Below are 2,208 nucleotides of genomic sequence, written 5' to 3'. Positions count from 1 at the left end.
TTAGTGTTCATATAAAGGCTAACATTCCATACAAATCCTATCGTAGGAATAAAGAAATTATTTATCTAAATTTGAATTGAAAACACAGTAAAAATGTGTCAACCTATTTCAGGACTTTACAAAAAAAGAGGAGAATTCAAGAACCTAACGCAACAAATGATAAATTTTATCTTTGTTGAATTATGAAAAAAAAATATAAAAGATTATCCTTCGAAGAACGTATTATAATTGAGACTTTACTCAAGGAAAATAAGTCCAAAAGCTACATTGCAAAGCAAGTAAATCGAAACAGATCCACCATTACCAAAGAATTAAAACTTTGGTTATTAAAGCCAACCGACATCTATAAGGCTGATTTAGCACATTGATATGCTTTAGAAAACAATAAAATCAAAAGAACTCAAGATAAAATAAACTCACATCCCAGACTTAAAATATTCATTTATAGAAGTTTATTAAAGGGGACTAGCCCTGAATTAATGGCTGGACAAATCAAGGTATTATACCCAAATGACCCTATTATGTCCATTTCTTACGAATCTATTTATAAACATATTTATCGATTTAGACAATCTACTTTGGGTAAAAAACTAATTAAACTTCTTCCCTATCATCATCACAAAAGACGAGACAAAAGGAAATATGGTATAAAAAAAAACCGAATCAAAGACCAAGTCAGTATTGATGATAGACCTAAATATATCGAAGAACGCCTAGAAGCTGGACATTTAGAAGGAGATTTGATGATTGGTGTAGCACACAAAAGTGCTATTGGAACTATCGTAGATAGAAAAACTAGATTTTTAATTATTGTAAAAATCAACAACAGAAAATCCAAAACAGTAACTCACGAATTTGCAAAGCTCTTAAATAAACAACCTCAATACCTCAGAAAAACAATGACTTACGATAACGGAATAGAAATGGCTAATCATAAATGGCTCTCTAAAAAAACTGGAATGGATATTTATTTTGCACATCCATACTCCTCCTGGGAAAGAGGTACAAATGAAAACACTAACGGATTAATTAGAAGGTTTTTACCAAAAGGAACCGACTTTAATAATATAAGTATGGAAGAGCTAAAAAACATAGAAAACAATCTAAATAACAGACCAAGAAAGGTTTTGGGTTTCAAAACACCTAATCAAATGAGAAGCGAAGAAATTAACAAAATGAATCACACAAAGGCTTAAGTTTGGAAATAACTTTTGGCTTCTTAAAAAGCCAAAAAAGTTATTCTAAAATTAAGCACATAATCTAAGAAAAATACTAAATTTGATTAATTAAAAAAAAACTAACATTGTTGCGCTAGACCCTTGAATCCGCCAGAACGTATACAAATAAAAACCAATAATTTAACTAAATGAAAAAGAAAATCTTATTCTCATTAATTATTTGCCTAATTTTCTTCGCTGGAAATGCTCAAACTGCAAGTGTTGAAAAATCAACTTATGGAATTCAAACAGGACTTCTTGGAATTTGGATTCATAACGAAATGAGACTTACAAATCAAATTGCATTAAGAACAGAACTTGGAATGAATGCTGGAATATTTGGAGGAGATTTTTATCCGCAAACTGGTTTTTTAATGACTCCAGTTATTACTGTTGAACCACGATGGTATTATAATTTAGAGAACAGACAATCAAAATCTAAGAATATTTCTGGAAATAGTGGAAACTTTGTTTCACTTCAAACAAGTTATCATCCAAACTGGTTTGTAATTTCAAATTATGACAACTTAAAAACTTTTAATTTACTAACAATAATTCCAACTTGGGGAATAAAACGTAATGTAGGAGAACATTTTACATATGAAACTGCAATTGGAATTGGTTACGGACATCAATTTAGAGAAGCATATGGTGATTTGGAAGGAGTAACAGCGAATTTACATTTAAGAATTGGATATAGATTTTAAAAAAAACCATCTGCTAACAGCGGTTTCAAGAAATGGCGTGAAATCTGCTAAATTCACGTTTTTCTTTCGCAAGAAATTTTATCTTAATGGAAAATATGCGGTTACGAAGTTCGCCACTTCTTGAAGCCGCGAAACGTTATGCGGCATTTTAAGACGCGCCTCGTCCTAAAATAGGTTGACTAAAAATTAAACACTTTTAGTATCCTATGGAAACAAACAAAAAACAACCCTGTCGAAAAAATGAGTATCAAAAAATAAGCTTTGATCTCAAACTTTCCATCATT

1 protein-coding gene and 1 pseudogene are annotated in these 2,208 nt (G+C 30.6%); both read left to right on the top strand.

The annotated features are described in order from the left end of the window. Positions 1-182 precede the first annotated feature (182 nt). Positions 183-1,196: pseudogene (locus tag J3S90_RS15660) on the top strand (IS30 family transposase). 170 nt (positions 1,197-1,366) lie between these two features. After that, positions 1,367-1,924: a hypothetical protein gene (locus J3S90_RS15655; protein WP_210646966.1), complete on the top strand. Its 558-nt coding sequence runs from the start codon at positions 1,367-1,369 to the stop codon at positions 1,922-1,924. The last annotated feature ends 284 nt before the right edge of the window (positions 1,925-2,208 follow it).

This window comes from Flavobacterium flabelliforme (genome assembly GCF_017948675.1).
GTDB classification, from domain to species: domain Bacteria; phylum Bacteroidota; class Bacteroidia; order Flavobacteriales; family Flavobacteriaceae; genus Flavobacterium; species Flavobacterium pygoscelis.
This window is presented reverse-complemented; position numbering and strand designations above follow the sequence as displayed.